We start from the raw sequence: 24,355 nt of genomic DNA on the forward strand, positions 1-24,355 counted from the left end.
GAAACTCAGCAATCTAGAAATAAAATCCCGGCAAAAGCAGGAAGTATTAAATTAAAACAGAACGGCAGGCCGCAAGGTCTGCCGTTTTCTTGTGCGCCGCGTTATAAAGCCAGCAAGACGGCACCAGGCAGCCCCAGCACCGTGCCCAGTATCGTCAGCAACACGACATCGCGCCGCTCGCAGCGGCTGCGGTGCGAACTCCAGGCGGCAAACAGCAGCGCCACGGCCACGCCGCTGAGCGAAATGCCCACTTCCGTCATGTCAACTCTCCCGTCATTGTTGCTTCTTTCATCGTCCCCATCCTTTTCATTGAGTGATCAAGCTACCTACCGGCAGGAAGTAAGCGTACAATAAAAAACACGGCGATGTCCATGCCGTGTTTTTGAACGATGAAGGAAGCACAATGCAGCAGCAAACCACTCTCCCCGCCACCAGTCTCGCTCTGGCGGCTTCCCTGGCCGTGGTGGCCGTGCTCGGTCCGGCCGGCATCGATATGTACCTCGCTTCGATGCCCGCCATGGCGCGCGAACTGCACACTTCGTATGCGAACGTGCAGCTGAGCCTGACCCTCTTCCTGCTGGCCCTGGGCGGCGGGCAGCTGCTGTGCGGGCCGCTGACGGACATGCTGGGCCGGCGCCGTCCGCTCTTGGCCGGTATCGCCGTCTACATCATGGCGGCCGTGTGGGCGTCGCAGGCGGATCAATTGCACACCCTGCTGCTGGCGCGGACGGTGCAGGGCCTGGGCGCGGCGCTGACCCTGGTCGTGGTGATGAGCATGGTGCGCGACGTGGCCGATGGGGTTAAAGCGGCGCAGCTGTTTGCCCTGTTGATGACCATCGTGGGCCTGGCGCCCGTGCTGGCACCCGCCGTGGGCGGCTTGCTCGATGCGCACTACGGCTGGCGCGCCGTGATGCTGGCCCTGGCCGCGCTGGGCGCCTTGACCCTGCTCAATAGCGCGCTGTTCCTGCCGGAGACCCTGCCCAGCGCCAAGCGGGTCTCGCCGCGCGGCATGCACCGCACGTATGCGCGCATCGCGCTCGACCGCGCCTTCCTGCTGCCCGCGCTGGCCCTGTCGGCCGCATTCTTTTTCCTGTTTGCGTATATTGGCGGCGCGTCGCTCGTGTACCAGCGCGATTTCGGCCTGTCCGCCGGCAGTTTCGGCCTCGTGTTCGGCGCGACGGGCGTGGCCGTGCTGCTCGGTGCCATGGCCAGCGGCCGCCTGGTAAGCCGCCATGGCGTGGCGCGCTTGAGCGTGGCGGGCAGCGCCGCCATGCTGGCCGGCGCGGGGCTGGCCCTGCTCGGCGCCTGGGCCGGAGGGGGAATCATGGTCGTCGTCCCCGGCATGTTCGTGGCCCTGTTTGGCCTGGGCATGGCGGAAGCGGCGCTGATGGCCATGGCCATGGGCTCGCAGCAGCGCGCGCTCGGCTCCACGGCGGCATTGCTGGGCGCCATACAGATGAGCTTGTCATCGCTGGCCACGCCGCTGGCGGCCGGCCTGTCCGAGCGGGGGCCGCTGCCGTGGCTGCTGTTCTTGACCGTGGCCGGCCTGCTGGTATCATGGCTGACCCTGGCCACTGCGCGCATCCATCCGGCACACGCCAGCAGCCTGGGAGCGCACTGACGCTTCACCCAACTACTACCCTCATATGAAGAAACGCTCGGCCTCGGCCGATAACATCTGCGCCGTCGCCGTCGTGCACTTTTCCGAACACGGCTACGACGCCTCGTCCCTCAGCGATATCGCCGCGCAGGCAGGCATGCGCAAGGCCTCGCTGTACTCGCACTTCGCCGGCAAAGACGCCCTCTTCCTCGACGTGTTTGCCGACGCGCTGGCCGAAGAGCAAGCCTTCATGGACGCCTGCTTCGCCGACGAGGCCGCGCTGGCGGTGCCGGGCGGACAGCGGGCCGGTGCCCTGTACTGCGACCGCATGGCGCAGCGCTATGCGGAGTCAGCCCATTTGCGCTTTTTGCTGCGCACCGCGTATTTACCGCCAGCGCCCCTGCGCGTGGAAGTGGGCACGGGCTACGAAGCCTTGCTGGCGCAATTGCAGCGCCATTACGTTGCCAGCCTGGGGCGATTGGCGCCCGCCCTGCCGCCGCAACGCGCCGACCTGTACGCGCAAGCCTACCTGGGCATCGTCGACAGCCTGCACGTGGAACTCATTTACGCTGGCGGCGCCGCGCTGCAGCAGCGCCACGCGGCACTGTGGCAGATATTGTCCGATTCGCTGGCGATGGCGGCGCAACCGGCCTGATGCGGCATAGCTTACTGCCGGCAAACAGGTCTGACACGAGCCGCTATTGACTCGTCAGAAGCAGCGCTTTGAACCATCCGATATGGTACGATTTGCCGGCGGATCTTTCGCATGCGAAGTTCCGCTTGCGCCCCATTGCGGTCGTTCAGCTTGAAGCAAAACCAACGCGCTAGGTATGCATTAGGACGCAACAGTACCTTGGGCGATCTCGGCGGCGTTACTGACAACATAATTTCGGCCGTCTTCCTTTGCGTAAGAAAGATACCTTGCCAATTTGGGTGACTTGATATCCTTGAGCACCCAAAGTGCCATGATTCTTTGATACTCATGGCCGGATGCCCAAGCACGCTCGCATAGGTCTTCCGCATGGCTGGATCCAATCTGACCCAACGCCCGTAGAGCCATGCGGCTGACGTATTCCTTATCGTCCTCGACAAACTTCATCAAAGCTGACTCAGCGTCAATAAATTCGAAATTGCCGTTACCCAACTGTTTCGCAAACTGCCACCTAACGTCAGCGTCGTCAGACAACAGCGCATGGGGAAGCAAGAACATGAACCATTCGCTGCGGTTGGCCAGTTCCTCGACTAGTTCTTCCATCTCATTATCGCGACCGATTGCATACAGAATGTCTAAGATGTCTGTAGCGCCCGACGTTTGTGGTGGGCAAGAGTCCAGATGAGTCGTAAAAGACTGGTTCAGTTGTTGCCAATGGACATAGTTACATTCCCATTCACGGGATCGCCCTTCGATAGGATGATAATTGGCGGCCCCTGCCTTAAATCGAGCGACCTCTTCATGTAGTGAACTACCCATCAGTATCTCTCGGAAGTATTCAGAAACGTCTGTAAGACTATGCTTTTAACGGACGTCTGGTTTTGGCCGGTCACTGTCATCCTAAGGCGTTCCATCAAAAGACTAGCGCGGCAACGGGCACAGTCAACAATATCACCAGAACCACCGTGAGCCAGAACTGCTCTAACTCGCCCTCACGCAATAGCCTGCGACAGGCCAAGATAGCGCGAAACAATGCGACTGCATACAAGAGCCCCCCCCCCAGCAGGATAGCAAGCAAAATAATCGGCCAAAAAATACTGAGTTTCAACCACGCATCAAGAAACACTGTATTCCCTTCATCTAATAACTCTGCAGATTACCAATGTCAGCTCATGGCCGCTTGCCGTTGTTGGCAGGTCACGCCCTTTGATGTTGAAAAACTCAGGTACGTACACCATTAGATCAATATTCTGCGAGCCCAGCACGGCCTGTACCGCCGCCGGTGAACGACCACCGGCGGCCTGGAGGTTGGATACCTCCCAAAACTGTTGCCACTCAATTTCTTCAACACAATAAACCGAAAAACGTCGGCCGCTGCCAATCGTGCCGGCCGTATAACAGTTATTCACGGGTTTCTACGCATGCGGAGCAGCAGCATCGTGGAAGCTGGCAGGGAACGCGTAGCCCTTGGCGAGGCGCGCCACGCCAAAAATGGGTCCGGTTTAGGCGTGCACCAGTAGAAAGCAAGTCAGCGGAACGACGGCAAACAGCACAACAAGGCCAAGGCATCCTGATCTCGAGCCGGATCTGAAACCTGCAGGAGTAGCGCGTCAGCGTACCCGAGCATAACGGATTGCCAAGCAGAAAGAATCACACATTGTCACAACAACGTGAATGGCCGTGGCATCGGACTTTCGTGTTCGTCCACGCCCACATTACACTTTGGAAACCTAAGATTTCTTCAGTTGACACTGTTGCAGCCCATCCATAAGATGCCCTCATTATTCATTTACGGAGTCCCACGTGGGTACTTGTTCTAGTGACAGTAGCCGATCTTGTATCGGTGATTGCCTCGGCAGCTAAACAGCAAGCAACGCGGAACTTTCTTTCCTCCGTGCCTTGCTGAGCAAGGTGCGGTGTCTCTCGCGGCCACTCCGGCTGCGCGCCTCTCCCCCCTCTTTCCGATCGCGACCGGCTACTGACCCGGATTGCCCGCCAGCACGATTGTGTCTTGGCGGCACGCAAGTCTTGCCTGCGGCTGCGCCGCCCGTCAACACCTCGTCGTGAAAGGAAGAGCCATGAATCTCTTCACCCGCTTATTCGAATCGTTCCTACGCAAGCGCCATACGGCCGGCAACTTCCGGCGCCGCGCCATGCCGCTGGAAAACAGCACGGCCCGCCCCGTGCCCGACCACCTGGCGCGCCAGCTGCTGGCCGCCGCCCATGAAGACCTGGACAGCGCCCTGAACCGCCTGCACACGCGCCTGGAAGGCTTGCGCGATGCCGAGGCGCAAGTCATCGGCGCGCAAACGGGGCCGAACGAGGTCGAACATGAAAAACCGCTGGCCTGGTACCAGCACCTGTGGCTGTGCTACAAGAATCCGTTCAACCTGCTGCTCACCGTGCTGGCCATCGTTTCCTACCTGACGGAAGACCCGAAGGCGACCATCGTCATCGGCACCATGGTGATCCTGTCGACCCTGCTGCGTTTCGTGCAGGAAGGCCGCTCGAACCGGGCCGCCGAACGCCTGAAAGCCATGGTCAGCAATACCGCCACCGTGCTGCGCAATGGCCAGCAGATCGAGCTGCCCATACGCCAGCTGGTGCAGGGCGACATCATCGTGCTGTCGGCCGGCGACATGATCCCCGCCGACTGCCGTTTGTTGTCCGCGAAAGACCTGTTCGTCAGCCAGGCCGCTATGACGGGTGAATCCTTGCCGGTGGAAAAGATGGCCGAACTGGCCGACGGCGCGGGCCGCGACCCGATGGAGCTGGCCAATCTGCTGTTCATGGGCACGAATGTGATCTCCGGCGCCGCCACGGCGCTGGTCTTGGCCACGGGCAACCGCACCTATTTCGGCACCATCGCCACGCGCGTGACGGCCACCGAGCGCACGCCGACGGCGTTCGAGGCGGGCGTGAACAGCGTCAGCTGGCTCTTGATCCGCTTCGCCCTCGTGATGGCGCCGCTCGTGTTCCTGATCAATGGCTGGACCAAGGGCGACTGGATGGAAGCGTTTCTGTTCGCCCTGTCCGTCGCCGTGGGTCTGACGCCGGAAATGCTGCCCATGATCGTCACCAGCACCCTGGCCAAGGGCGCCGTGAAACTGTCGAAAAAGAAAGTCGTCGTGAAGCGCCTGGATGCGATTCAGAACTTCGGTGCCATGGACGTGCTGTGCACGGACAAGACGGGCACATTGACGCAGGACAAGATCGTGCTCGAGCGCCATACGGACGTGTTCGGCCAGCCGTCCGATGAAGTACTGCAATTTGCCTACCTGAACAGCCACTACCAGACGGGCCTGAAAAACCTGCTCGACCGCGCCGTGCTCGACCATGTGGAATTGCAGACGGAAATGCAACTGGCCCGCGATTACGTGAAAGTCGATGAAATCCCGTTCGATTTCGTGCGCCGCCGCATGTCCGTTGTCGTGTCTGAAAAGAATGACCACCATGAGCTGATCTGCAAGGGCGCCGTCGAGGAAATCCTCGCCGCCTGCAGCCATCTGCGCCTCGGTGGCGTCAACATTCCGCTCGACGCCGCCCTGCTGGACAAGGTACTGGAAACCACGCATGGCCTCAATGCGGAAGGATTGCGCGTAGTGGCCGTGGCCGTCAAGGAAGTGCCTCCGCATAAAACCGTGTACGGCGTGGCCGATGAAACGGCGCTGACCCTGATCGGCTATGTGGCGTTTCTCGATCCGCCGAAGGAATCGACGGCGCCCGCCCTGCGCGCGCTGGCGGAACACGGCGTCACCGTGAAAGTATTGACGGGCGACAACCACCTGGTGACGGCAAAGATCTGCCGCGAAGTGGGCCTGGCCGTGCACGGCGTGCTGCAAGGCCCGCAACTGGACGACATGGACGACGCCACTTTGGCCCGCGCGGCGGAAGACAATACCGTGTTTGCCAAGCTCAGCCCGCTGCACAAGGAACGCCTCGTGCGCGCCCTGCGCGGCAACGGCCATATCGTCGGCTTCATGGGCGACGGCATCAATGACGCGCCCGCCCTGCGCGCGGCCGACATCGGCATTTCCGTCGACTCGGCCGTCGATATCGCCAAGGAAGCGGCCGACATCATCCTGCTGGAAAAAAGCCTGATGGTGCTGGAAGAAGGCGTGCTGGAAGGCCGGCGCACCTTCAGCAACATGCTCAAATATATCCGCATGACGGCCAGCTCGAACTTCGGCAATGTGTTTTCCGTGCTGGTGGCCAGCGCCTTTTTGCCGTTCTTGCCCATGCTGCCGCTGCACTTGCTGGTGCAAAACCTGCTGTATGACGTGTCGCAGATCGCCATCCCGTTCGACAATGTCGACGCCGAGCTGATCCAGCAGCCGCTGAGCTGGAACCCGCGCGACATCGGCCGCTTCATGGTGTTCTTCGGGCCCATCAGCTCGATCTTCGACATCAGCACGTTTATCCTGATGTGGCATGTATTCGGCGCGAATACGCCAGAGCAGCAGACCCTGTTCCAGTCCGGCTGGTTCGTCGTGGGCTTGCTGACGCAAACGCTGATCGTGCACCTGATCCGCACGCCCAAGCTGCCCTTCATCGACAGCATCGCGTCCGTGCCCCTGCTGGTGGCCACCACCATCATCATGGCCGTGGGCGTGTTCCTGCCGATGGGCCCGCTGGCGACCTACTTCAAGCTGCAAGCCTTGCCGTTGGGCTATTTCCCATGGCTGCTGGGCATCCTCGTCTGCTACACCGTGCTGACGACGTTCATGAAACGCGTGTATCTGCGCAAATTCGGCTGGCAATAGTATGATGAGCCGCTCTTTCCCCTACAAAAGGCACGCATGAGCGGCTCCTCCCTTTCCAAACGTCATCTCGCCCTGCTGCTGTCGGCCCTGGTCTTCCCCGGCAGCGGGCATTTTGTCTTGCAACGCAAGGCCCGTGGCTGCCTCTTCCTCGTGCCGGCCCTGGTCGCGCTGGCGATCGTATTGCGCCAGATCATGGCACGATTGGACCAGGTAATGGCACAGATCGACAGCGGCGCCCTGCCCCTGGACGTGCAGCTGATCATGGAAAAAGTGGAGGCCCTCTCGGCCAATGACGGCCCCGCCATGACGGTGGCCGTGTGTGTGCTGGTGGCGTGCTGGATAGGCAGCCTCATCGATACATGGTTCCTCAAACCATGACGGCGGAAGCAGAGGCGCGCAAACTGCGCAAGGAAGCGAAGATGCAGGCGCGCCGCGCGCAGCTGGCGCTCAAGCGCCAGGACCATGGCGGCCCGCTGGCCTGGCGCGGCTGGTTCGACGGTTCCGCCCACCCGAACCCGGGCAAGCTGGGCATAGGCGCCCTGCTGCTGGGGCCGAACGGCGAACGCATCGAAGTGAGTAAGGCGGCCGGTTATGGCAGCAGCAGCGACGCGGAGTATGCGGCCCTGACGGCCTTGCTGCAGGCGGCACTCGGCTTGCGCCCGCCGCCCGTGCAACTGCTGCTGTACGGCGACAGCCAGGTGGTGATCAATGATGTGCTGGGAACGACGCCGGTCGGCGCCAAGGGACTGGAAACGCAGAGGGCCACCGTAGTGGCCCTGCTGAAGCAATTCACGGATGTGAGCTTGCGCTGGCTGCCGCGCCACAGAAATGGCGAGGCGGACCGGCTGTCGCAGCTGGCGATCGCAAGCTTCACCCCAGAGGCTTAAATACCGGGGTCGTACCCTCAGGGTACGACCCCAGCCGTTACTGGGTAAGCAACTTAGGCGGCGCGGCCGAGCTGCAATGCTTCTGCTGGCGCCTTGGCTGCCGGACGCTTGCCCCCCTTCAAGCCGCTGACACTGGCCTGCTGCCCATTCAATTTGAACACGCTGACCACCTGCGCCAGGTTATGCGCCTGGTGCTGCATCGATTCGGCGGCCGCCGCCGACTCTTCCACCAGCGCCGCATTTTGCTGCGTGACGGCATCCATCTGGCCGATGGCCCGGTTGATCTCGTCGATGCCCACGCTTTGCTCGCTGCTCGCCGCCGTGATTTCCGTGATGATGTCGCTCACGCGCTGCACGCTGTCGACGATATCGTTCATGGTCGAACCGGCTTGCGCCACCAGCATGCTGCCCGCGTTGACTTGCTCCACGGACGCGCCGATCAGGGTTTTGATCTCTTTCGCGGCGCTGGCCGAGCGCTGCGCCAGGTTGCGCACTTCCGACGCCACGACGGCAAAGCCGCGGCCCTGTTCACCGGCCCTAGCCGCTTCCACGGCCGCATTCAGGGCCAGAATGTTCGTCTGGAAGGCGATGCCGTCGATGACGGAAATGATGTCGACGATCTTGTTCGACGACGCATTGATCGATTCCATCGTGCCCACCACTTGCGCCACGACTTCGCCGCCCTTGACGGCCACTTGCGCGGCCGAGGCCGCCAACTGGTTCGCCTGGCGCGCATTGTCCGCATTCTGTTTCACGGTGCTGGTCAATTCTTCCATCGAGGACGCCGTCTCTTCCAGGGAACCGGCCTGCTCTTCCGTGCGGGAAGACAGGTCCTGGTTGCCTGCGGCAATTTCCGTCGACGAGGTCGCAATGCTGTCCGTGCCCGTACGCACTTCGCTGACGATGTTGAGCAGGCTCGTGTTCATGTCCTTCAACGCTTGCAGCAATTGCCCCGTTTCATCCTTGGCGCTGGCATCGATCTGCGCCGTCAGGTCGCCATCGGCCACCTTGCGGGCGATATCCACGGCCGTGCGCAGAGGACGCACGATGCCCATCGTCAGCAACCAGGCGCACACGACGCCAAAGCCCAGCGCCAGCACGGCCAGGGTCAGCAGCAAGTTGCGGCTCGTCTTGGCGACATCGTCGATCTCGCGCGCCGTCGTGTCGATGCTGGCGCGCTGGTGCTGCAGCATGTCGTTGACCACTTTCAGGTATTTCGTCGAACCGGGCACGAAGATACCCTGGAAAGCCTTCTCCGCTTCCGCTTCCTGTCCATCCGCCTTCAGCTTCGATACTTGCGCGCGTGAATCGAGATAAACCTTGCGCTGTTCGCTCACCAGGCGGAACAGTTCCTTTTCTTCCGGGCTGGAAATCAAGGCTTCGATTTTCTTTTGCAGTTCGCCCGAGACGACGGACGACTGTTTCGCCTCTTCCGCAAAATACGCGCCCAAGGTCGTGTCGCTGCTGCGCGCGATGGCCGTGGTGCGGCGCACGCCGCTATCGATCTTGGAATACCAGTCGGAAATATAGCGTTCCTTCGCCAGCGGGAGTTCCATCATGGTGCGCGTGGCCGTGGCCACGTCGTGCAAACGCCACACGCTGATGCCCGTGATGAGCATGGAAAACAGCAAAATCACGGCAAAACCCAGGCCGAGGCGCACACCAATACTGACGTTTCTTAACAAATTCATGTGAATATCCTAAAAAAGCGGAACCAGACTATATAAAAGGGGGACAGCAGAAAGCGGCTGCACCGGGCGGCCGCGGCGGCATCAGCGCGTGCCGATGCGCAAGGTGGTTTGCGGCGCTGCCGGGCGTTTCAGCGCTTGTGTTACACCGTTCGCACCGCTGGCCTGCTGGCCGTTGAGCTTGAACACGCTGACGACCTGCGCCAGGTTGTGCGCCTGGTGCTGCATCGATTCGGCGGCCGCCGCCGATTCTTCCACCAGCGCCGCATTTTGCTGCGTGACGGCATCCATCTGGCCGATGGCCCGGTTGATTTCGTCGATGCCCACGCTTTGCTCGCTGCTCGCCGCCGTAATTTCCGTGATGATGTCGCTCACGCGCTGCACGCTGTCGACGATATCGTTCATGGTCGAACCGGCTTGCGCCACCAGCATGCTGCCCGCATTGACTTGCTCGACGGACGCGCCGATCAGGGTCTTGATCTCTTTCGCGGCGCTGGCCGAACGCTGGGCCAGGTTGCGCACTTCGGACGCCACGACGGCAAAGCCGCGGCCCTGCTCGCCCGCGCGTGCCGCTTCCACGGCCGCGTTCAGGGCCAGGATATTCGTCTGGAACGCGATGCCGTCGATGACGGAAATGATGTCGACGATCTTGTTCGACGACGCGTTGATCGATTCCATCGTGCCCACCACTTGCGCCACGACTTCGCCGCCCTTGACGGCCACTTGCGCGGCCGACGCCGCCAACTGGTTCGCCTGGCGCGCATTGTCCGCATTCTGTTTCACGGTGGAAGTGAGCTCTTCCATCGAAGACGCCGTCTCTTCCAGGGAACCGGCCTGCTCTTCCGTGCGGGAAGACAGGTCCTGGTTGCCGGCGGCAATCTGCGTCGAGGACGTGGCGATGCTGTCCGTGCCGCTGCGCACTTCGCCAACGATATTGAGCAGGCTCGTGTTCATGTCCTTCAACGCCTGCAGCAATTGCCCCGTTTCATCCTTGGCGCTGGCATCGATCTGCGCCGTCAGGTCGCCATCGGCCACCTTGCGGGCAATGTCCACGGCCGTGCGCAGAGGGCGCACGATGCCGGTCGTCAAGACCCAGGCGCAGACAACGCCAAAAGCCAGCGCCAGCGCGGCCAGCACCAGCATCAGGTTGCGGCTGGTATTGGCGACGGCGTCGATCTCGCGCGCCGTCGTGTCGATGCTGGCGCGCTGGTGTTCCAGCAAGTCCTGCACCATCTTCTGGTACTTGGCGGCGGCCGGCACGAAGGTCTTTTCAAACACTTCATTGGCGGCATCGACCTGCGCTTCACCCTTGAGCTTGTAGACCTGGTCGCGCGAACCGATGTACACCTTGCGCTGCTCCAGCAAGCCCGCGAACATGGCTTTTTCCTCGGGCTTGTCGATCAAGGCCTCGATTTTCTTTTGCAGCTCGGCCGAGCTGGCCGACGAGACTTTCGATTCTTCGGCGAAATAACCGCTGAGCGAGGTATCGCTGCTGCGGGCAATGGCGATGGTGCGGCGCACGGCGCTGTCGATGCGGCCATACCAGTCGGAAATATAGCGTTCCTTCGCCAGCGGCTGCTCCATCATGACGCGCGTGGCGCTGGCCACGTCGTGCAGGCGCCAGACGCTGATGCCCGTAATGAGCATGGAAAACAGCAAAATCACGGCAAAACCGAGTCCGAGGCGGACACCGATGCTGACGTTGCGTAATACATTCATGTGACTATCCTAAAAAGCCCTGATGCCAGCATGCCGCACGGCTGATGGCATCCCTTTGGCGCGCTGGCTGGCGGCGGTGTCAAGGCGGGTGTAAAAGTGAAACTGAAGTGAAACTGGCGCACGGTTCGGCGGAACCGTGCGCCAGGAAATGCGCTAGCGTGCGCCTTGCAGAAAAACCAAGCAATGTCGAGAGTCAATTGTTTTTAAGAAACCCTCTCGGATTAGGATGTCGGGAAATGTTCAGGGGCAATGCAACGCCGTCCCGGACTTTTCCTGGCGGCCTAGGCTGCGAGTTTTTCGATCAGGCCCATGTCGGCGCTGGACATCAGCTGGTCGATATCGACCAGGATCAGCATGCGCTCGTCGATGGTACCCAGGCCGATCACGTATTCCGTGTTGATCGAACGGCCCATGTCCGGCGCCGGCTTGATCTGTTCCGGCATCAGGGTGGTGACGTCGGAGACGCGGTCGACGACCATGCCGACGACGCGGTTGCCGATATTGAGGATGATGACGACGGTAAACTGGTCATAGCTGGGCGTGCCCAGGTTGAACTTGATGCGCATGTCGACGATCGGCACAATGATGCCGCGCAGGTTGACCACGCCCTTGACGAACTCGGGCGCGTTGGCGATGCGGGTCGGCGTTTCATAGCTACGGATTTCGCTGACTTTCTGGATGTCGATGCCATACTCTTCCTGGCCCAGGGTAAAGGCCAGGTACTCGGCAGCCTTGGCAACGGTTGCGCCAGTGTCGCTGGAATTGGTGTTCATGATGATCCTTTCGTTAACTCGCCTGGGGCGCAGTCAAGGCACGCTGCGCGCAACCTTGGATGTGACGCGCCATGCACGATGGAATGGCCGCCACTGCTATGTTTTTGCAAATACTTTCTCGCAATTAGCTTATGCTTCTAATTTCCGTGCGGCAATGTTACCCCATGTAAATTTTACATGCACTAAAAAAGAGCGGTCGTCTGATTTTGGCTTTTCAAAAATACAATTTATGTGGCGAATACGGCACGCCGCGGCGTCACGCTCCCCGCCGCACGGGGCGACGTTTTATGCCACACTGGCGGCCCCCGCTTTTTATGATGGTGAACCATGCATTCTTTGCTTTCCCAATGGCAGCCACGCCTGCTGGCGCTGGCCACGGCCGGCCTGGGCGATGACAGCGCCCACGACATTAACCACCTGCACCGCGTCTGGCGCAATGCCAGCGTTCTGCTGCAGGAATATGCGCAGGCCGACGCCCTCACCGTGATGGCCGCCTGCTATCTGCACGACCTGATCAACCTGCCGAAAAACCATCCTGAACGCCATCTGGCCTCGCGCCAGGCGGCCGCGCTGGCTTGCCGCCAGCTGGCGGAACTGGATTTCCCGGCAGAAAAACTGGCCGGCGTGGCCCACGCCATCGAGACGCACAGTTTTTCCGCCAATCTGCCGCCGCACACGATCGAAGCGCAGATCGTGCAGGATGCCGACCGTATCGACGCGCTGGGCGCCGTCGGACTGGCGCGCCTGTTCTACACGGCTGCGCGCATGGATAGCGCGCTGGCGCATGGCACGGATCCGCTGGCAGCGCATCGCCCGCTCGACGACAAGGCCTACGCGCTCGACCATATCGTCACCAAGCTCGACAAGCTACCCGGCAAGATGCAGACGGCGGCGGGCCGCGCGCTGGCCGAACAGCGCCTGGCCGTGCTGACGGATTTCCGCGCCGCCTTTGCCGACGAATGGGGAATGGGCGCATAAGCTTGGCGGCGATAGCCAGCAACGCGCATGCTGTCTATAATGCAAGCCTCAGCTATCGCGCCGCGCGTCAGCAGCATCCTGTAACGCGCCGGCGCGATGCCAACGCGCCGAAAGCATGCATGTCCGATAAAACCAGCCCCGACAGCCATTCCCCGTCCTCGCCCGCCGCGCCCGCGCGCGCCGGCAATCTCAATTTCATCCTCGTCTGCGTCTTCATCGACATGCTGGGCATCGGCCTGGTGGTGCCCGTGCTGCCCATCCTGATCGGCGACTTTGTCGACGGCAAGGATGCGCAGGCGTTCTGGTACGGCATCATGGCGGCCGTCTTCGGCTTGCTGCAGTTCATCTTCATGCCCATGCTGGGCGCCATCAGCGACCGCGTGGGACGCCGTCCCGTGCTGCTGTACTCGATGGCCGGCATGGGCATCAACTTTCTCGCCACGGGCTGGGCACCGAACCTGGCCTGCCTGTTCATCGGCCGCATCATCGGCGGCGTCTCGTCGGCCAGCATGTCGGTCGCGTCCGCCTACGCCTCCGATATTTCCACGCACGACAATCGCGCCAAGAGCTTCGGCAAGATCGGCGCCGCCTTCGGCCTGGGCTTCATCTGCGGGCCCATGCTGGGCGGCCTGCTGGGCGAGATCAACCTGCACCTGCCGTTTTACGTGGCGGCCGGCCTGTCGGCGGCCAATTTCATCTACGGCTATTTCTGCGTGCCCGAATCGCTGCAGCCGGGTCCCAGCGCGCCATTTACCTGGGCACGCATCAATCCGTTTGCCGCCCTGCTGAAACTGGTGCGCCGCGTGGAAATCCGCGGTCTGGTGCTGGCCTTCGGCCTGATGACGTTTGCGCAAATGATGCTCAACACCACGTGGGTGCTGTACACGCATTTCCGCTTCGACTGGACGCCGCGCCAGAACGGGATCGCCCTGTTCTGCGTGGGCCTGTGCGCGGCCGTCGTGCAGGCGGGCTTGCTGGGCATACTCATCAAGCGCTTCGGCGAAGTGCGTTTGTCACTGCTGGGCATGGCCTCGGGCGCCCTCACCTACCTGCTGTACGGGCTGGCCACGCAAGGCTGGATGATGTACGCGTTGATCCTGTGCAACCTGCTGGCCTTTGCCGCCGGCCCTGCCCTGCAGGGTATCATCTCGAAATCATCGAACGCCGGCGAACAGGGTGAGCTGATGGGCTCCCTGCAATCGATCAGCAGCCTGGGCATCATCATCATGCCTTTGCTCGGCAGCATGATCCTCGGCGAGGTGAGCCACTTGCCGCCGCAGGACTGGCGCATCGGCAGCACCTTCTATCTGTGCGCCATCATGCAAACCCTGGGCATCGTGGTGGCCTGGCGCTACTTCCAGGCACAGCGCCTGGCCAGACTTGCGGTTTCCACCACAAAGTAGTCGGCAGGATAATATTGCATTTGAGAAATAGATAGGCGAGAATGGGATAATCAAGCGGACGTTGCCGACGCCCGCGATTCGATGGTGAGCAAGGATGGGTATGACTGACTTTTATTCCAGCGCCTGGCGCCGGACCATGGCCATGCTGGCGCTGGCGCTGCCGACCCTGGCGGGCGCGCAATGCTCGCGCGATATCCAGGTGCCCGTCTCGGCCATCGGCGCCAGCGTGGTGGTCAATGGCGCCGCCATCGGCGGCATCTACCCCGACTTGCTGCGTAGCATGGGCGCCAAGCTGGGCTGCAATTTCATCTTCACGGCCGTGCCCCGGGCGCGCCTGGAGGCGATGTTCGAGGCGGGCAAGGCCGATATGCTGATTCCCGCCAGCAGCACGCCGCGGCGCGACCAGCACGGCCTGTTCATCCCCTTGATGGGCAACCGGCCCCTGCTGATCTCGCTGCAAGGCGCGCGCGCGCCCATCAACACCATGCAGGAACTGATCGAGCGGCGCGACTTGCGCGTGGCGCTCGTGCGCGGCTACGACTATGGCGCCTCTTACCAGGCGCTGGCCAAGGAACTGAGCAGCCAGGGCCGCCTGTTCTACGAGGTCGATGCGCTGTCCGTGGCGCGCCTGATGCAAAGCGGCTTCATCGACGCCACCATCATGAGCCCCACCATCCTGGCCGGCGTGGCGCAAAACGATGCGCGCGTGTACGGCCTGGCCGACCGCCTGCGTCTGGAAGCCTTGCCGGAATTGCCGTGGGGCATGAGCGGCGTCTACCTGTCGCGCAAGTCGCTGACGGCGGATGACCAGGCGGCCCTGCGCGAACTGCTGGAAAAAGCCAGCCGCTCGGGCACCCTGATGGAAGGCTTCCAGCGCCATCACCGCCAGGAACTGTTGTCGCAGAGCATACGCCCGCGCTAAGGCCTGCATGTCCGGTCTCGTCGTCGCCGTCGTTCTGTTTGCCGCCCTGCTGCATGCCAGTTGGAATGCCATCGTCAAGTCGGGCAAGGATACTTTCCTCACGACCGTGCTCGTCTCCGCTGGCGCGGCCCTGATCTCACTGGCAATCCTGCCCTTCGTCGATGCTCCCGCGCCCGCCAGCTGGCCCTACCTGGCCGCCTCGGCCGTGGCGCAGCTTGCCTATTATTCTCTGCTGGCGGCGGCCTACAAGGCGGGCGACATGAGCCACGCCTACCCGCTGATGCGCGGCAGCGCCCCGCTGATCGTGGCGCTGGCCAGCTGGCCGCTGATCGGCGAGCGCCTGTCTTCCATGCAAATGGGCGCCATCGCCTGCATCTGCGCGGGCATCCTCGGCCTGTATATTGCCGCGCGCCGGCCCGCCACGGCCATCGCCGCGAAAAACAAGGGACGCGCCACCGCCTTTGCGCTGGGCAACGCCTGCGTCATCGCCAGCTATACCCTGATCGACGGCATCGGCGTGCGCCTGTCCGGCGCGCCGGCCGCCTACACGATGTGGATTTTCGTCTTGAACGGAACCGGGCTGCTGCTGTGGACGGTGCTGCGCCGCCGCGCCGGCCTGCTTGCCTATGCGCAAACGCAATGGCGTTTGGCCGCGCTCGGCGGTTTCGGCACCCTGGCCTCGTATGGACTGGCCCTGTGGGCCATGACGCAGGCGCCCGTAGCCGCCATCGCGGCCCTGCGCGAAACGTCGATCCTGTTCGCCATCGCCATTGCGGCCCTGTTCCTGCGCGAAAAAATCAGCCCCCGCCGCTATGTGGCCATCGGCCTGATCGCGGCGGGAGCAGTCTTGATGCGAATCGCCTAGCGGGCGTCGAGCGGCGCGATAGGCAACTCGATGGCGCTGGCCGCCCCTGCCGCGTGGTACACGCGCTGCGTCGCCTTTCTATAATGGCCCGGGTCGGCCAGGAAGATGTTCGGCACGTAGTTTTGCGGGTTGCGGTCGTACAGCGGGAACCAGCTCGACTGTACTTGCACGGCAATGCGGTGGCCGGGCAGGAAGACGTGATTCGCGTTCGGCAAGGCGAAGCGGTAGCGCTCCACTTTGCCCGCCGGTATCGGTGTCGGGTGCTCGAAGCTGTCGCGGTAACGGCCGCGGAAGATATCCATGGCCACGCCCAGCTGGTAGCCGCCCATGGCCGGCTGCGACGGTACTTCGTCCGGATACACGTCGATCAGTTTCACCACCCAGTCGGCATCCGTGCCGCTGGTGGCCGCGAACAGGTTGACCATCGGCGCGCCGGCGATGCGCACGGCCGTTTTCAACGGTTCCGAAACATAGCTGAGCACGTCCGTGCGGTCCGCATAGCCGCGCTGGTCGCTGACCAGCCATGGCTTCCACACGTCGCCATCGCTCAGGCGCACGGGACGGGGCACGAAAGGCACGGGCTTGGCGGGATCGGCCACGTATTCATCGAACGCGCCTTGCGCCGCATCCGCAGCGCCCGATGGCGCCGCAAAGCCCAGCCTGGAACCGTCCTGCAGGTAGATCGGCGTCAATTTCGTGTCGCAGGTCTCGCAAGCTAGCGGCCACTGCTGCAGGCGCTGCCATTGGTTCGTGCCGCTCTGGTAGGACACGACGGGCGCCGTGTTCGCTTCCGGCGCGCCATCCTTCAGGTATTGATTGAGGAATGGCTGCATGACTTTTTCGCGGAACTGGCGCGCCGTATCGCCGTCAAACTTCAGGGCGCCCAGGCTGGAGCCATCATAGTTGACGCCGCTATGGCGCCACGGGCCGATGGCCAGGTAATTGAGGTTGTTGTGCTTGTCGCGCCCTTCCATCGCCGCGTAGGTGGCGTAGGGGCCATAGATGTCTTCCTGGTCCCACTGCCCCACCACGTGCATGGTAGGCACGATCAGCGGACGCTTGGCCAGGATTTTATCGAGCGCCTGTTCTTGCCAGTAACTGTCATAGGCCGGATGCTCGAACAGCTTTTTCGTATAGGTCAGCTTGTCGATGCCAAATTTCTTCGCGAAATCACCGGCCGAGCCGATGCGCAGATACGCGTCGTAGTCGTCGTAGACGCCCAGCACGGGCGCCTCACCGCTGCCGCGCACGCTCGTTTGCCACGCCAGGTAAGACAAGCTCGGCATGCGGAAGGCGCCGTTATGGAACCAGTCGTCGCCGCGCCAGCCGTCGACCATGGCGCTCATGGGAATGGCCACCTTCAGCGCCGGATGCGGATCGACCAGGGCCATCAGCACCGTATGTCCCTCATACGAGGAACCGAGCATGCCCACCTTGCCATTGCTTTCCGGAATATTTTTCGACAGCCACTCGATGGTGTCCCACGCATCGGTCACGTTATCGACCTTGGTATTGTTCAGCGGGCCGCGCACGGGGCGCGTCATCACGTAATCGCCTTCCGAGCCATGCTTGCCGCGCACGTCCTGGAAGACGCGGATGTAGCCATTTTCCACCAGGGTGTCGTCGCCCTGCGGCAAGGTCGCCAGCATGCTGGCGCTGGTGGCGCGCTGGGCGCGGCGCGCCGCGTTGTACGGCGTGCGCGTGAGCATGATCGGCGCCCGCTTGGCGTCTTTCGGCACGACGATCACCGTGTACAGCTTGACGCCGTCGCGCATGGGGATCATCACCACGCGCTTGACGTAATCATTCATATCGGGCATCACCAGCTTTGCGCCGATGTCAGGCGTCATCGGCGGCGTTTGCGCCATCGCCGGTACTGCAAACAAGAAACTGATAACAAAAGCCAGGCCGGTGAGCCGGACGGGGGACGACACGCGCATACTGTTCTCCAATGATTCATGCCACACAAAAGTGGCCGAATGGCAATAGTACCCGGAAAGCAAGTTCCGCAATAGGCTAGCCTCTGACGCAGCGCAGCAGATATATGGGCACGCAACTTGACAGAACGCGCCCGAACTGCAACCATAACGCCATGAAATTTATCCCGTCACAACACGCCTGCTTGAATTGGTGGTCCCGCTCACTTTCGCGCGGCCACTCTACAGTGATGTGAATTTGATCCACGCCGCCTCGATCGGTGGCGTAACAGGCTCAGCCTGGATCATCCCCGATGCAGGCGGCTCAAAAGGAAACTTGATGAGCTTGCCTAACACCCCAGATACCCAAGACCAGAACGACGCCCCGGCAGCACCGCTGTCGCCCGCTGCCATCGCTTCGCAATCCGTGATCCTGACGGGCGACCGCCCGACCGGCCCCCTGCACCTGGGTCACTACGTGGGCAGCCTGCGCGACCGCGTCGTCTACCAGAACAGCTACAAGCAATTCATCATGCTGGCCGACGCGCAAGCGCTGACGGACAATATGGACGACATCGACAAGGTGCACCGCAATGTCGTCGAAGTGGCGCTCGACTACCTGGCCGTCGGCATCGACCCGAGCAAGACCACGGTGTTCATCCAGTCGCAGATTCCCGAACTGGCCGAACTGACCTTTTACTACCTGAACATCGTCACCGTGGCGCGCCTCGAGCGCAATCCCACCGTCAAGGAAGAAATCCGCCTGCGCGGCTTCGAGCGCGACATTCCAGCCGGCTTTTTGACCTACCCTGCCAGCCAGGCGGCCGACATCACGGCCTTCAAGGCGGGCGTGGTGCCCGTGGGCGAAGACCAGATCCCGATGATCGAGCAAACGAATGAAATCGTGCGCCGCTTCAACCGCATGTACAACCGTGAAGTGCTGATGGAATGCAAGGCGCTGGTGCCCGATATCGGCCGCCTGCCCGGCATCGACGGCAAGGCGAAGATGAGCAAGTCGCTGGGCAACACCATCAACCTGGGCGCGACCTCGGCCGAAATCACGGCTGCCGTGAAAAAAGTCTATACCGACCCGCTGCACCTGCGCGTGGAAGACCCGGGCCACCTGGAAGGCAACATCGCGTTTACCTATCTGGACGCCTTCGATCCGGAAAAAGCGGCACTGGCCGAAATGAAAGCCCATTACGTGCGCGGCGGCCTGGGCGACAGCATCGTCAAGAAGCGCCTGGATGTGGTCTTGCAGGAAATGCTGGCGCCGATCCGCACCCGCCGCGAAGAGTTCGCCAAGGACAAGGGACAAGTCATTCAGATGCTCAAGGAAGGCACGTTCAAGGCGCGCGAAGTGGCGGCCCGCACGGCCGACGAAGTCAAGTCGGCGCTGGGTCTGAATTACTTCTAATTACCATTTACAAATAGCAAACTGATGCGCCTTGGCGGAGTCGGGTAAAATCCCGCTTCCTCCAGGGCGCAATGCATTTGGCACCGTGACATCAGCAATCAGTAGAGAAGACAAACGCGCAATGACCGATACCGCTATCGAACAGCTGCTGCAGCAGCATTTTTCCATCGATGCGCTGCAACAGGCACCCGCGCCCTTGCAGCAGGCGCTGCGCATGCTGGGCGGCTGGCTGGCGGCCGAACGCGCCGAACCATATCCGCACACGCCGTATGCGGAATTGCTGACGCAGCTGTCCGACACTTGCCTGCCCGCGCACGGCATGCCCGTGGCCGATTTCCTGCAGGAACTCGATACCACCGTGCTGGCCAATACGGCCCAGCTGAACCATCCCCAATACATCGGCCACATGACGCAGGCCTTGCCCTGGATCAGCGTGCTGGCCGAAGCGTTTACGGCCACTCTGAACCAGAACCAGGTCAAGATCGAGACGGCGTACGTATCGACCCTGATCGAAAAGCAGATCCTGGGCTGGCTGCACCGCCAGGTGTACCAGCACCCGGACGCCGTCTATGCGCAGGCGATGGCCGCCACCAGCGGCGCGCTGGGCAATGTCGTCAATGGCGGCACCATGGGCAACCTGACGGCGCTGGCCGTGGCGCTGGAAAAACAATTGCCCGGCACGCGTAAGCGCGGTTTGTTTGCCGCCATGCAAGAATCCGGCTACGCGGGACTGGCTGTGATCGGTTCGGCCCGCAGCCATTATTCCGTGAAAAAGGCGCTGGCGACTTTGGGCCTCGGCGAAAACGCCCTGCACCTGGTGGCCGTCGACCGCGACAACCGCATCGACATCCAGGCACTGGAAGCGACGATTGCCGACTTGAAGTCGCGCAAGATCAAGGTCGTCGCCATGATCGGCATCGCCGGCACGACGGAAACGGGCGCCATCGACCCGCTGGCCGCCATGGCGGCGATTGCCGCGCGGGAAAACATCTGGTTCCACGTGGATGCGGCCTGGGGCGGCGCCCTGCTGATCGCGGAACAGTACCGCCCGCTGTACGACGGCATCGCCCTGGCCGACTCCGTCGTCATCGACGGGCATAAATTGCTGTGGGTGCCGATGGCGCAAAGCATGGTGCTGTTCAAGGATAGCGCCAGCCTGAACCTGCTGAAGCACAACGCCAACTACATCCTGCGCGACAACTCGGGCGACCTGGGCCAGACGTCGCTGGAAGGCTCGCGCCGCTTCGACGCCCTGAAACTGTGGACCTCGTTCAAGGTGCTGGGCGTGTCCGGCTACACGACCTTGCTGCAGCAGGCGGCCACCCTGTCCGGCCAGTTGCAGGACTTGTTGGCCGACCAGCAGGATTTCGAACTCGTCACGCGCTCCGACACCTTCATTCTCACCTACCGCTACGTGCCCGCGCACTTGCGCCAGCGCATGGACAGCTTGCTGGCCGGCGGACAGGTGGAGGCTGCTACAGAACTGAACAAGCAGCTGAACACCTTGAACGCCAAGCTGCAAAACCGGCAAAAGGCGCAAGGCCACAGTTTTGTGTCGCGCACGGTCCTCGAATCGACGCGCTACCCTGGCCCGACGAATGTATTGCGCGTGGTCATGACGAATGTCAAGACGCGCCCCCACCACCTGCGCGCCATTTTGGCGGAACAGCGGGCCATCGGCCAGGCGCTGGTGGCGGAACTGGGCCTGTAAGGAAACACCCACCCATCGCCCATGACTGGATGACTGATGCACCGCCTGAGCGCCCTCGCCGATCTGCTGCAGCATCTGTTGAAATGGCTGCTGCTGGCCTTTGTCGTGGCCGTGCTGGCTGGCACCGCCTCGGCCGGTTTCCTGTTCGCCCTTGAATGGGCAACCGCGACGCGCCTGGCGCACGCCTGGCTGATCTGGCTGCTGCCCGTGGCCGGCTTTGCCGTCGGCTGGCTGTATCTGCGCTATGGCAGCAGTGTCGAGGGCGGCGCGAATCTGCTCATCGATGAAATCCACGACCCGAAAAAAACCATCCCGCTGCGCATGGCGCCGCTGGTGCTGGGCGGCACGGTCATCTCGCATCTGTTCGGCGCCTCCGTCGGGCGCGAAGGCACGGCCGTGCAGATGGGTGGCGCGCTGGCCGACCAGCTCACGCGCATGTTTCGCCTGAACAATGAAGACCGCCGCATCATCCTGATGGCCGGCATCAGCGCCGGCTTTGCCTCCATCTTCGGCACGCCGCTGGCGGGCGCCATCTTCGGCCTGGAAGTGCTGGCCATCGGCCGCCTGCGCTATGAAGCCATGCTGCCCTGCCTGGCCGCCGCCGTCATCGCCGACCAGGTGGGCTTGCTGTGGGGCGTCCAGCATACGCATTACGCCGTGCCCTTGATCCCCGCCCTCTCCGCCTGGACTTTATCCGCCATGGTCAGCGCGGGCGTGCTGTTCGGCGTGACCGGTAAACTGTTTGCGCAAGCCACGCACGGTTTGAGCGCACTGATGAAGCGCCGGATCGGCTACGCCCCCCTGCGTCCGCTGGCGGGCGGGCTCGCCGTCGCCGTCGCCGTGTGGCTGCTGGGCACCGACAAATATATCGGCCTGGGCATTCCCACCATCGTCGACGCCCTGAAGGAACCGCTGCCGGCCTGGGATTTCCTCGGCAAGATGGCGTTCACCATCGTCTCGCTGGGCACCGGCTTCAAGGGCGGCGAAGTGACGCCATTGTTCTTCATCGGCGCGACCCTGGGCAATGCGCTGGGGCCTGTACTGCACCAGCCCGTCACTCTGCTGGCCGCCATCGGCTTCGTCGCCGTGTTTGCGGGTGCCGCCAACACGCCGATTGCCTCGACCCTGATGGCGATGGAACTGTTCGGCGCGGACATCGGCGTGTACGCGGCCATCGCCTGCGTCGTGGCCTACCTGTTTTCCGGCCACGCTGGCATTTACCGGGCGCAGCGCAGCGGGCATGCCAAGCGCCATCCTGCCAAGGAGCTTGAGCCATGACACAGAATATCTACGACAACGACGCCTTTTTCACGGCCTACAGCCAGCTGCCCCGCTCGATTGGCGGCCTCGACAGCGCGCCCGAATGGCCGGCCCTGCGCGCCATGCTGCCAGACGTGCAAGGCAAGCAAGTACTTGACCTGGGTTGCGGCTATGGCTGGTTCTGCCGCTGGGCGGCAGAACAGGGCGCGGCGCGGGTATTGGGCGTGGACGTGTCGGAAAAGATGCTGGCGCAGGCAGGCGGCATGGGAGAACATGCAGCTGTCAGCTATGCCCGGCTTGATCTGGAACAACTGATCTTGCCGCCAGCCGGCTACGACCTCGTCTACAGCTCGCTGGCCTTCCACTACATCGCGGATTTCGCCACCTTGCTGGCCGCCATCCGCCACGGCTTGAAGCCCGGAGGCAAGCTGGTGTTTTCCATCGAGCACCCGATCTTCATGGCGCCGCGCCAGCCGGGCTGGCTGACGGATGGACAGGGCCGCAAGCGCTGGCCCGTCGACAGCTACCAGCAGCAAGGTCCGCGCGTGTCGGACTGGCTGGCGCCCGGCGTGATCAAGCAGCACCGCACCCTGGGCACGACCATCAATGCGCTGCTGCGGGCAGGTTTCCAGCTGGAACACGTGGAAGAATGGGGGCCGACAGATGCGCAGGTGGCGCAGCAGCCGGCCCTGGCGGAAGAGAGGGAGCGGCCGATGCTGCTGCTTGTCGGCTGCGGCCTGCGCTAGTCCCGGGCCCGCTCGAACAATTTGCCCGCCAGTTCCTCGATATCGGCGCGCATGGCCAGCGCATCCAGCCACTGCGGCGGAATCGCTTGGGCGCCATAATAGGCGCCGGCAAGCTGGCCGACGATGGCGCCGGTCGTATCGGCATCTTCGCCCAGATTGACAGCGCGCAATACCGCCGCTTCCAGTGAGTCGGTATGGAAGAAGCACCAGAGCGCCGCTTCCAGCGATTCCACGCAATAACCGGTGCCGCGTATCTGCTGCTCCGTTTTGGCGAGGAAACTGCCGCTGGTCAGCTCCACCAGCTTCGGTTCGGCAGGCTGGAACGCGATACTGTCCAGCAGCGCGTCTTTCGCCGTGCCCGCCAGCGCGCTGCACAGCAAGGCGGCGAGCAGCTGGCAGCTTTCGACGGCTTCCGGCGCCGCGTGAGTGGTGCGGGAACTGTCGGCGGCGCAGGCCATGGCCGCTTCGGCATCGGGATAGGCAAACAGCACGACGGGGACCAGGCGCATGAGCGACCCATTGCCCGCCGTGTCAGGCGCGGCGGAGCCGCTCCAGGGATTGCCCGTCTCCTGGAAACTGGCCAGCGCGCTCCTTACCGTGCCGCCGATATCGAAGCAGGTGCCGGTGGAACTCAGGTAGCCCCATTGCCACCAGTTCAAGTACCGCACCATCTGGTCCGCCGCATCGAACGCCCCTTTCTGGACCAGGCTTTCGGCCAGGCACAGCGCCATCGACGTATCGTCCGTCCATTGTCCCGGCTGCAAGCCGAACGGACCGCCGCCAGTCATGCCCGCCACCGGCGCAAAGCTGCCGCGCGGAGAAAATTCCACGGTCGTGCCGACGGCATCGCCGCAGGCAAGTCCCAGCAAGGCGCCCAGATAGCGCTTGTGTAAGGTTGGTTTGTGCAAAGTTGACGCCATCATGATTCTCCGTGGATTCCTGGCGGGCCACACTCATCCGGTTTCCGCTGCCAGCACGATTGGGCGCCTGCAGGCACTAGCCATCGTGGGGGCAATACTGATCATCGCCGCGAGCATCCTCAGCGAATGGAGGCC

Annotated in this window: 21 protein-coding genes; 13 read left to right on the top strand and 8 right to left on the bottom strand. The window is 62.6% G+C overall.

Translation table 11 applies throughout. The annotated features are described in order from the left end of the window. Positions 1 to 101 precede the first annotated feature (101 nt). Positions 102 to 260, bottom strand: a complete 159-nt coding sequence (locus CSQ95_RS29730; protein ID WP_180279137.1) for a hypothetical protein — start codon at positions 258 to 260, stop codon at positions 102 to 104. Positions 261 to 403: 143 nt separating this feature from the next. On the opposite strand from CSQ95_RS29730, the gene CSQ95_RS22510 reads away from it, so the two are divergent. Beyond that, the gene (locus tag CSQ95_RS22510; RefSeq protein ID WP_099411134.1) at positions 404 to 1,621 is read left to right on the top strand and encodes a Bcr/CflA family efflux MFS transporter; all 1,218 of its coding nucleotides are present in this window, start codon (positions 404 to 406) and stop codon (positions 1,619 to 1,621) included. Positions 1,622 to 1,646: 25 nt separating this feature from the next. Then, entirely contained in the window at positions 1,647 to 2,255 is a 609-nt protein-coding gene (locus tag CSQ95_RS22515; protein ID WP_099411135.1) for a TetR/AcrR family transcriptional regulator, read from the top strand. A 180-nt stretch (positions 2,256 to 2,435) separates the two neighbouring features. On the opposite strand, the gene CSQ95_RS22520 is transcribed toward CSQ95_RS22515, so the two are convergent. Together CSQ95_RS22520 and CSQ95_RS29320 are read right to left on the bottom strand one after the other, a co-directional pair. Then, positions 2,436 to 3,071: a HEAT repeat domain-containing protein gene (locus CSQ95_RS22520; protein ID WP_099411136.1), complete on the bottom strand. Its 636-nt coding sequence runs from the start codon at positions 3,069 to 3,071 to the stop codon at positions 2,436 to 2,438. 317 nt (positions 3,072 to 3,388) lie between these two features. Further along, positions 3,389 to 3,661 carry a hypothetical protein gene (locus CSQ95_RS29320; protein ID WP_143450050.1) on the bottom strand — a complete coding sequence of 91 codons (273 nt, stop codon included), beginning with the start codon at positions 3,659 to 3,661 and terminating at the stop codon, positions 3,389 to 3,391. Positions 3,662 to 4,330: 669 nt separating this feature from the next. On the opposite strand from CSQ95_RS29320, the gene mgtA reads away from it, so the two are divergent. Genes mgtA through CSQ95_RS22540 form a run of 3 tightly spaced genes read left to right on the top strand, consistent with a single transcriptional unit; the run spans position 4,331 to position 7,902 of the window. Next, positions 4,331 to 7,015, top strand: coding sequence for a magnesium-translocating P-type ATPase (gene mgtA, locus CSQ95_RS22530; RefSeq protein ID WP_099411138.1), 2,685 nt, complete (start codon positions 4,331 to 4,333; stop codon positions 7,013 to 7,015). A 36-nt stretch (positions 7,016 to 7,051) separates the two neighbouring features. Further along, positions 7,052 to 7,393 carry a hypothetical protein gene (locus CSQ95_RS22535; protein ID WP_099411139.1) on the top strand — a complete coding sequence of 114 codons (342 nt, stop codon included), beginning with the start codon at positions 7,052 to 7,054 and terminating at the stop codon, positions 7,391 to 7,393. Then, the gene (locus CSQ95_RS22540; RefSeq protein ID WP_257218181.1) at positions 7,390 to 7,902 is read left to right on the top strand and encodes a ribonuclease HI family protein; all 513 of its coding nucleotides are present in this window, start codon (positions 7,390 to 7,392) and stop codon (positions 7,900 to 7,902) included. The genes CSQ95_RS22535 and CSQ95_RS22540 overlap by 4 nt, the downstream gene beginning before the upstream one ends. Positions 7,903 to 7,955: 53 nt before the next feature. Here the strand turns inward: CSQ95_RS22540 and CSQ95_RS22545 are convergent, their stop codons facing one another. The 3 genes from CSQ95_RS22545 to CSQ95_RS22555 all read right to left on the bottom strand — a co-directional run bounded on the left by CSQ95_RS22545 (position 7,956) and on the right by CSQ95_RS22555 (position 12,082). After that, positions 7,956 to 9,593: a methyl-accepting chemotaxis protein gene (locus tag CSQ95_RS22545; RefSeq protein ID WP_099411141.1), complete on the bottom strand. Its 1,638-nt coding sequence runs from the start codon at positions 9,591 to 9,593 to the stop codon at positions 7,956 to 7,958. A gap of 81 nt (positions 9,594 to 9,674) precedes the next feature. Beyond that, the gene (locus tag CSQ95_RS22550) at positions 9,675 to 11,309 is read right to left on the bottom strand and encodes a methyl-accepting chemotaxis protein (protein ID WP_070221539.1); all 1,635 of its coding nucleotides are present in this window, start codon (positions 11,307 to 11,309) and stop codon (positions 9,675 to 9,677) included. A gap of 281 nt (positions 11,310 to 11,590) precedes the next feature. Further along, a complete protein-coding gene (locus tag CSQ95_RS22555; RefSeq protein ID WP_034752308.1) occupies positions 11,591 to 12,082 on the bottom strand; it encodes a chemotaxis protein CheW in 492 nt (163 codons plus the stop codon). A gap of 327 nt (positions 12,083 to 12,409) precedes the next feature. On the opposite strand from CSQ95_RS22555, the gene CSQ95_RS22560 reads away from it, so the two are divergent. The 4 genes from CSQ95_RS22560 to CSQ95_RS22575 all read left to right on the top strand — a co-directional run bounded on the left by CSQ95_RS22560 (position 12,410) and on the right by CSQ95_RS22575 (position 16,250). Beyond that, entirely contained in the window at positions 12,410 to 13,060 is a 651-nt protein-coding gene (locus tag CSQ95_RS22560) for an HD domain-containing protein (protein ID WP_099411142.1), read from the top strand. Between the two features lie 119 nt (positions 13,061 to 13,179). Next, positions 13,180 to 14,463 carry a TCR/Tet family MFS transporter gene (locus tag CSQ95_RS22565; RefSeq protein ID WP_099411143.1) on the top strand — a complete coding sequence of 428 codons (1,284 nt, stop codon included), beginning with the start codon at positions 13,180 to 13,182 and terminating at the stop codon, positions 14,461 to 14,463. Positions 14,464 to 14,563: 100 nt separating this feature from the next. Next, positions 14,564 to 15,385 carry an ABC transporter substrate-binding protein gene (locus CSQ95_RS22570; RefSeq protein ID WP_070287962.1) on the top strand — a complete coding sequence of 274 codons (822 nt, stop codon included), beginning with the start codon at positions 14,564 to 14,566 and terminating at the stop codon, positions 15,383 to 15,385. Positions 15,386 to 15,392: 7 nt separating this feature from the next. Further along, the gene (locus CSQ95_RS22575) at positions 15,393 to 16,250 is read left to right on the top strand and encodes a DMT family transporter (protein ID WP_099411144.1); all 858 of its coding nucleotides are present in this window, start codon (positions 15,393 to 15,395) and stop codon (positions 16,248 to 16,250) included. Here the strand turns inward: CSQ95_RS22575 and CSQ95_RS22580 are convergent. Next, positions 16,247 to 18,190 (bottom strand): CocE/NonD family hydrolase, encoded by a 1,944-nt coding sequence (locus CSQ95_RS22580; protein WP_218963638.1) that lies wholly within the window; start codon positions 18,188 to 18,190, stop codon positions 16,247 to 16,249. The genes CSQ95_RS22575 and CSQ95_RS22580 overlap by 4 nt on opposite strands. Positions 18,191 to 18,506: 316 nt before the next feature. Between CSQ95_RS22580 and trpS the strand changes: the two genes are divergently transcribed. From trpS to CSQ95_RS22600, 4 genes are all read left to right on the top strand, one after another. Beyond that, entirely contained in the window at positions 18,507 to 19,583 is a 1,077-nt protein-coding gene (trpS, locus tag CSQ95_RS22585) for a tryptophan--tRNA ligase (protein ID WP_218069312.1), read from the top strand. Between the two features lie 121 nt (positions 19,584 to 19,704). Beyond that, positions 19,705 to 21,294, top strand: a complete 1,590-nt coding sequence (locus CSQ95_RS22590) for a pyridoxal-dependent decarboxylase (protein WP_099411145.1) — start codon at positions 19,705 to 19,707, stop codon at positions 21,292 to 21,294. Positions 21,295 to 21,330: 36 nt separating this feature from the next. Next, complete coding sequence (locus tag CSQ95_RS22595; protein WP_099411146.1) at positions 21,331 to 22,572, top strand: voltage-gated chloride channel family protein; 1,242 nt, start codon at positions 21,331 to 21,333, stop codon at positions 22,570 to 22,572. Further along, a complete protein-coding gene (locus CSQ95_RS22600) occupies positions 22,569 to 23,300 on the top strand; it encodes a bifunctional 2-polyprenyl-6-hydroxyphenol methylase/3-demethylubiquinol 3-O-methyltransferase UbiG (protein ID WP_099411147.1) in 732 nt (243 codons plus the stop codon). The genes CSQ95_RS22595 and CSQ95_RS22600 overlap by 4 nt, the downstream gene beginning before the upstream one ends. Here the strand turns inward: CSQ95_RS22600 and CSQ95_RS22605 are convergent. After that, complete coding sequence (locus tag CSQ95_RS22605; RefSeq protein WP_306532706.1) at positions 23,297 to 24,223, bottom strand: ADP-ribosylglycohydrolase family protein; 927 nt, start codon at positions 24,221 to 24,223, stop codon at positions 23,297 to 23,299. The genes CSQ95_RS22600 and CSQ95_RS22605 overlap by 4 nt on opposite strands. Between the last annotated feature and the right edge of the window lie 132 nt (positions 24,224 to 24,355).

Source organism: Janthinobacterium sp. BJB304 (assembly GCF_002735765.1).
In the GTDB taxonomy this organism is placed as follows: Bacteria; Pseudomonadota; Gammaproteobacteria; order Burkholderiales; family Burkholderiaceae_D; genus Janthinobacterium.

Bases quoted from the DNA above. Each gene is read 5' to 3' on its own strand.
- CSQ95_RS22510 (WP_099411134.1), top strand. From the start codon at position 404: ATGCAGCAGCAAACCACTCTCCCCGCCACCAGTCTCGCTCTGGCGGCT.
- CSQ95_RS22595 (WP_099411146.1), top strand. From the start codon at position 21,331: ATGCACCGCCTGAGCGCCCTCGCCGATCTGCTGCAGCATCTGTTGAAA.
- CSQ95_RS22535 (WP_099411139.1), top strand. From the start codon at position 7,052: ATGAGCGGCTCCTCCCTTTCCAAACGTCATCTCGCCCTGCTGCTGTCG.
- CSQ95_RS22520 (WP_099411136.1), bottom strand. From the start codon at position 3,071: ATGGGTAGTTCACTACATGAAGAGGTCGCTCGATTTAAGGCAGGGGCC.
- CSQ95_RS22540 (WP_257218181.1), top strand. From the start codon at position 7,390: ATGACGGCGGAAGCAGAGGCGCGCAAACTGCGCAAGGAAGCGAAGATG.
- CSQ95_RS22590 (WP_099411145.1), top strand. From the start codon at position 19,705: ATGACCGATACCGCTATCGAACAGCTGCTGCAGCAGCATTTTTCCATC.
- CSQ95_RS22570 (WP_070287962.1), top strand. From the start codon at position 14,564: ATGACTGACTTTTATTCCAGCGCCTGGCGCCGGACCATGGCCATGCTG.
- CSQ95_RS22560 (WP_099411142.1), top strand. From the start codon at position 12,410: ATGCATTCTTTGCTTTCCCAATGGCAGCCACGCCTGCTGGCGCTGGCC.
- CSQ95_RS22550 (WP_070221539.1), bottom strand. From the start codon at position 11,309: ATGAATGTATTACGCAACGTCAGCATCGGTGTCCGCCTCGGACTCGGT.
- CSQ95_RS22515 (WP_099411135.1), top strand. From the start codon at position 1,647: ATGAAGAAACGCTCGGCCTCGGCCGATAACATCTGCGCCGTCGCCGTC.
- CSQ95_RS22565 (WP_099411143.1), top strand. From the start codon at position 13,180: ATGTCCGATAAAACCAGCCCCGACAGCCATTCCCCGTCCTCGCCCGCC.
- CSQ95_RS22575 (WP_099411144.1), top strand. From the start codon at position 15,393: ATGTCCGGTCTCGTCGTCGCCGTCGTTCTGTTTGCCGCCCTGCTGCAT.
- trpS (WP_218069312.1), top strand. From the start codon at position 18,507: ATGAGCTTGCCTAACACCCCAGATACCCAAGACCAGAACGACGCCCCG.
- CSQ95_RS22605 (WP_306532706.1), bottom strand. From the start codon at position 24,223: ATGATGGCGTCAACTTTGCACAAACCAACCTTACACAAGCGCTATCTG.
- CSQ95_RS22545 (WP_099411141.1), bottom strand. From the start codon at position 9,593: ATGAATTTGTTAAGAAACGTCAGTATTGGTGTGCGCCTCGGCCTGGGT.
- CSQ95_RS22555 (WP_034752308.1), bottom strand. From the start codon at position 12,082: ATGAACACCAATTCCAGCGACACTGGCGCAACCGTTGCCAAGGCTGCC.
- CSQ95_RS22580 (WP_218963638.1), bottom strand. From the start codon at position 18,190: ATGCGCGTGTCGTCCCCCGTCCGGCTCACCGGCCTGGCTTTTGTTATC.
- CSQ95_RS29730 (WP_180279137.1), bottom strand. From the start codon at position 260: ATGACGGAAGTGGGCATTTCGCTCAGCGGCGTGGCCGTGGCGCTGCTG.
- mgtA (WP_099411138.1), top strand. From the start codon at position 4,331: ATGAATCTCTTCACCCGCTTATTCGAATCGTTCCTACGCAAGCGCCAT.
- CSQ95_RS22600 (WP_099411147.1), top strand. From the start codon at position 22,569: ATGACACAGAATATCTACGACAACGACGCCTTTTTCACGGCCTACAGC.